Origin of the sequence: uncultured Thiodictyon sp., from assembly GCF_903828115.1 — a bacterium.
In the GTDB taxonomy this organism is placed as follows: domain Bacteria; phylum Pseudomonadota; class Gammaproteobacteria; order Chromatiales; family Chromatiaceae; genus Thiodictyon.
Window position 1 is genome coordinate 1 of record NZ_CAIKKU010000433.1, and the last position, 5,184, is coordinate 5,184.

The window sequence follows — 5,184 nt, forward strand, 5'->3', positions numbered from 1 at the left end:
GAGGTCGCTGTACCCGAGGCGCTTGGGCGCGAATTCCCGTATGCGCCGAAGGACTGGCGTTGGCAGTACGTCTTTGCGAGCGGGCGGATTTCCGCGGACCCGCGCAGTGGGGTGCTGGGTCGGCATCATCTGCACGAGACGACGCTGCAGAAGGCGGTCAATCGGGCGGCGCGGGAGGCGGGGATCGCCAAGCGGGTGGGGACCCATACCTTGCGCCACAGCTTTGCAGCGCATCTGCTGATGAGTGGCTACGCTATCCGCACGGTGCAGGAACTGCTGGGGCATTCTGAGGTGTCCACGACCATGATCTATACGCAGGTGCTCGATCGCGGGGGGCAGGGGGTGCAGAGTCCGTTGGATGCGTTGGGCTAGGGAGCAGCTCACGGGACTGCGCTCAAGGCCGCTTGCGGGTCTATTGGTGGCCTTGCGCGTGCTCCTCATCGGGGATGACGCGCGCCTGCGGGTTGGGGAAGCGCTCGACCACCCAGGCCGGTAGTTTGGCTTGGTTGGCGTGATAGAGGGCGTCGGATTCGGCGATCACGAGGATCAGGACCGTGACCATGACCGGGAGGATGCCGGTGCCGACGACGATGGCGATGGCGGCCTCTTTCATCATGCCGCCGTAGGTGTGGGCGGCCCAGCCGAGCGCGATGATCGCGAGCAGCAGGAGCAACATCAGGATGAAGATGCGGGCGCGGCGGGCGCAGACCTGCCAGTGGCACATCACGTACCAGGGGTCGGTACGCGGGGAGCGGTTGGCCCGCCACAGAATATAGCCGAGCAGGCTGAATGAGATGAGGGGGATGACGGCCATCACCCAGGGGAAGGAGCCGGCGATGCCGCCGAGCCCGACGGTCATCAGGATGTGATTGCCGATGAGGTTGGTAAGGAAGACCTCGTGGGGGACCTTTGCCTGGTTGATCTCGTCGGGGCTGACGGCGAAGCGCATGTGGGGTTATTCCGAGCGGGAAGGGGGCGGCAAGGCGGAAGGTGGCCATCCGGGCAGGCTCCGAAGGGCCTGCGATCAGTCGAAGATGGTGTCGAGCATAGGGGATCTGCGACGCGCGGACAAGGGTGCCGCCGGTCCCGGGTGCGATCAGAACTGATGTGCGGACCGAGATCTCGGGTACGTTGTCGTTGTCGTCGTCGTAATCGAGTAATCCGACCACGACAACGACAACGACGCCCGGTCCGTGAGAACGTCCGGTAGCTGTAGGGTACGCATCGCGTACCCGGCTCCGGCGGTCGTGGCAGCTTGGCGGGTACGCGATTCGTACCCTGCGACATGTGCGTTAACACATCAGTTCTGGCCGGTGACGGATTATCACGCGCACTGCCGGGTGGTTGGCCCCGGCGGGCGCAGCCTATCCGCAGAACGCAACGCTGCGGTCGCTCGCGAGGCCGCGCCGCACTGGGGTGCGGCGCTCCCAGCGTCCGAGCGGGCTTAAGCGCGTGCGCTCGCGGGCGCGGCTTGGCCGGGGTTATGGATTAAGGCCGCGGGCGCGCAGCGGTCGGGGCCGTGGTATAGACCGATCAGCGCCGGGCTCTTGGCCGGTTACGGGGGGATTGCGCCGTGCGGGTGCCCGGCGCTCCCGGGGCGGATCAGTTGATCAGCCAGGCGAAGTTGAGACCGAGTTCGTATTGGCTCATCGCGATCGAGGGTGACTGGCCGCCGGTGAATGCGCCGGCTCCGCTGACGGTCTCCTTGGGGGCGTACATGCCCCAGAAGATGAGTTCGTAGTTTTTCTGCATGCGGTAGGTCCCGCCCAGCGTCCAGTGTTGTTGGATGACGCCGGGGGCCAGGGTGTTGAAGGCGATCTCCTGGGCGCTGATGATCTGGTTGGCGTGGCTGTAGCCGACGCGCAGGGTGAGCGCGTCGGTGACCGCGTATTGGATACCGAACTTCACCACGGTCATGTCACGCCAGCCGAAGCCGGCGCCGTTGGCGCCGCCCAGGCAATAGCTGGAGTCGTAGCTCGAGCCGGAGGCCGTGGGGCCAAAGGCGGCATTGAGGTCGCACCGCTGGGCGAGCTGGTTGGTGTTGCCGATGGCCGGTACGTCGCTGTACCAGATCTCCTGGACGTCCAGGGCGAAGGTAAGCCGATTGGTGGGCTTGAAGGCCACCCCGATGGTGCCGACCGAGGGCATGTCGAACCCGCCGCCCTCGGCGAAGAGGTCGGCGTATTTCTTGAACTTGCCCATGTACATCTTGGAGCGCCAGGACAGCCCCAGGGTCCACTGCGGGTTGAGATCCCAGAGGGCGCCGAGTTGGACGCCGGCCCCCCAGGCCGAGTCATCGCCCCGGTCGGTGAGGTTGGCCGGCGATGAGGCACTGTTGGTGCCGTTGGCGATCATGCTCTGGGTGAAGGTCTCGGTGAAGCCCTGGAAGCCCCCGACCCCGCGCACCTGAATGGTCTGGTAGCCGATGAGGAGGCTGCCGCCGAGCGCAAGATTATCCATGACCTGTCGCGCATAGCCGAAGGCGATCCCCAGTTGCGTGAGGTTGGTGCCCGTATCGCCGCCGCCGAGCAGCGAGGTCCCGGGTACCTGCCGACCGTAGCGCGGGTCGGCCGGATTGCTGTAGTGCGGCGGGTTGGCCATGGCATTGTTGCCGCCGTAGGTCCCCAGGTTGTATGCCGTATCGATACTGCGGTAATCGGTATTCATGCCGCCGTTGCCGAACAGGGCGACCGCAAAGGCGCTCTTGGCGTCCAGGGGGCGACTGTAGCCGAGGTTAGGGACGATGAAGTCGTTGTTGCGGCTCTCGACCTTGCCGGTGCCGTTGCCGCTGCCGATCGGGGCGTAGGCGCCGGTGGCGGCGTTCGGGGTGACGCCCTCGTACTCCCGGTGCGGGCTGAACCAGGCCAACCCCACGTCAAGGCGTTGCCCGAGCTTAACCAGGCCCGCCGGGTTGCCGACGATGCTCAGGCTGTCCTGCGGTAGGGCGGACTCACCCGCGCCGGCCATGCCCTTGGCGGAAGGCGAGTAGGCATGGGACATGTAGCCGTTGGTGGCTTGGGCGGTCGTGAGTGCCAGGACCGAGGCGAGTCCGAGCGAAAAGGCGGCGAATCTGGACGCAGGCATGGGGTCCCCCTGAGGATTTTCTTGGCCGCGCCGACGGCGCGGGCTGTTGGTCTTTATCGACGTGGCAAATTTATCATAATATTTGCACATGGTGATATGCTTGGATCGTGATTTTTGCACAAGGTGGCCCCCGGGTGCCCGCTTGATCCCAAATCCGGGAATTGCTCACACAAAGACACAAAGAACACAAAGAAAAACAAATTATTGAAGGCGTTGGGCCGATCACCGTGCGGGTGACCTGTTCGACCTGACAGATCGCGTTGAAAATCTTTGTGATCTTTGTGTCTCTGTGTGAGAACTGCTCTTTCTTAGGTTGATCGATGTCGGTTGCCGGGGACGCGGCAAGGTCCCCGCCGGGAATGCCTGTGCCGAAAAGGAGACAGCGCGGCCATCTCAGGCACGGGTGGAGAGGCTGCGTCTGAGCGCGGCAGCGGCGTTTTGTTGCCGGCCTCCGGGCTCAGTCGCCGGACTGGCATCGGACATTCTGCCCCGCAGTGCTAGGCGGGCCGGGCCGGCGCCCGGCCGATGGACAGGTAGGTGAGCCCGGCGGCGGTGGCCAAGCGGGCGTCCAGGACGTTGCGGCCGTCGAAGATCACCGGGTGCTTGAGGCGGGCCTTGATGTCCGTGAAGTTGGGGCTGCGGAATTGGCTCCACTCGGTAAGGATCGCGAGCCCATCCGCCCCGTCGAGGGCCTGCAGCGCGTCCTTGGTCAGGGTGAGGTCCGGCCGGTCGCCGTAGAGTCGGCGCGTCTCGTCCATCGCGACCGGGTCGAAGGCGCGCACCCGGGCGCCGACCGCCCACAGGGCCTCCATCAGGGTGCGGCTGGACGCCTCGCGCATGTCGTCCGTGTTGGGCTTGAATGACAGGCCCCAGAGAGCCAGCGTCCGGCCGCTGAGGTCGCCGCCGAAGTAGTCTGAAATCTTGCTGAAGAGGACCTCCTTCTGGCGGAAATTGACCGCCTCCACGGCGGCAAGCAACTCGGCCCGGTAGCCCAAGGCGCGGGCGCTGTGCTCCAGTGCGCGGACGTCCTTGGGGAAACAGGAGCCCCCGTAGCCGCACCCCGGATAGATGAACTGGTAGCCGATGCGCGGGTCTGAGCCGATCCCGATGCGGACCTTCTCGATGTCAGCGCCGACCGCCTCGGCGATGTTGGACAACTCGTTCATGAAGCTGATCTTGGTCGCCAGCATGGCGTTGGCGGCGTATTTGGTCAGTTCGGCCGAGCGGATGTCCATCAGCATCACGCGGTCATGACTGCGGTTGAAGGGGGCGTAGAGCGCCCGCAACAACTCGCCGGTGCGGGGGTTGTCGGTGCCGACGATGATTCGGTCCGGGCGCATGAAGTCCTCGATGGCGGCCCCCTCCTTCAGGAACTCCGGATTGGATACGACATCGTATTGCACCGCGACGCCGCGTGTCGCCAAGGTCTGCGCGATCTGCGCCGCCACCTTGTCCGCGGTGCCGACCGGGACGGTCGACTTGTCGACGATGATCCGGTAGGAGTCGATGTGCTCGCCGATGGTCCGGGCCACCGCCAGCACATACTGGAGGTCCGCGGACCCGTCCTCGTCGGGCGGCGTGCCCACCGCGATGAATTGAAAGAGCCCGTGCCGGACCCCGGCCGCGGCGTCGGTGGAGAAGTTCAGGCGCCCGGCCGCACGGTTTTTTTGGATCATGTCGTCGAGGCCGGGTTCGAAGATCGGTACCCCGCCGCCGTTGAGCAGCGCGACCTTGTCCGGGTCGACGTCGATGCACAGGACGTTGTTGCCGACCTCCGCGAGACAGACCCCGGTCACCAGGCCGACATAGCCGCTGCCGAATATCGTGACGTCCATCGCAGACTCCTGAAATTATTCAATAGGTTAAGGTCTTTCGCGCGGGGGCTCGAGGGGGGCGGCCGCCGGGGCTTGGCCGGGGTCCCGGAGCCGGGTCGTCGTCAGCATCGTTCGCGGCGCGGTGCCTGGGTGTGAATATAGCAGTTTGGCGGGGGCGCCCGTGTCGACCAGGGTGCGATCAGAACTGACGTGGTGACCGAGATCCCGGGTACGCTGTCGTTGTCGTTGTCGTTGTCGTTGTCGTAATCGTGATCGTGATCGAACA

5 protein-coding genes are annotated in these 5,184 nt (G+C 65.3%); 1 reads left to right on the plus strand and 4 read right to left on the minus strand.

Annotated elements, in window-relative coordinates; all coding sequences use genetic code 11:
• Positions 1–372, plus strand: a 372-nt coding sequence (locus QZY48_RS15920; RefSeq protein ID WP_295432590.1) for a tyrosine-type recombinase/integrase, incomplete at its 5' end; no start/stop codon positions are given.
• A 40-nt stretch (positions 373–412) separates the two neighbouring features.
• Here the strand turns inward: QZY48_RS15920 and QZY48_RS15925 are convergent.
• The 4 genes from QZY48_RS15925 to QZY48_RS15940 all read right to left on the minus strand — a co-directional run bounded on the left by QZY48_RS15925 (position 413) and on the right by QZY48_RS15940 (position 4,919).
• The gene (locus tag QZY48_RS15925) at positions 413–949 is read right to left on the minus strand and encodes a hypothetical protein (protein ID WP_295432593.1); all 537 of its coding nucleotides are present in this window, start codon (positions 947–949) and stop codon (positions 413–415) included.
• Between the two features lie 147 nt (positions 950–1,096).
• The gene (locus QZY48_RS15930; protein WP_295432595.1) at positions 1,097–1,225 is read right to left on the minus strand and encodes a hypothetical protein; all 129 of its coding nucleotides are present in this window, start codon (positions 1,223–1,225) and stop codon (positions 1,097–1,099) included.
• A 377-nt stretch (positions 1,226–1,602) separates the two neighbouring features.
• Positions 1,603–3,084: an outer membrane protein transport protein gene (locus QZY48_RS15935; RefSeq protein ID WP_295432598.1), complete on the minus strand. Its 1,482-nt coding sequence runs from the start codon at positions 3,082–3,084 to the stop codon at positions 1,603–1,605.
• Positions 3,085–3,581: 497 nt separating this feature from the next.
• A complete protein-coding gene (locus QZY48_RS15940) occupies positions 3,582–4,919 on the minus strand; it encodes a UDP-glucose/GDP-mannose dehydrogenase family protein (RefSeq protein ID WP_295432600.1) in 1,338 nt (445 codons plus the stop codon).
• Positions 4,920–5,184 lie beyond the last annotated feature (265 nt).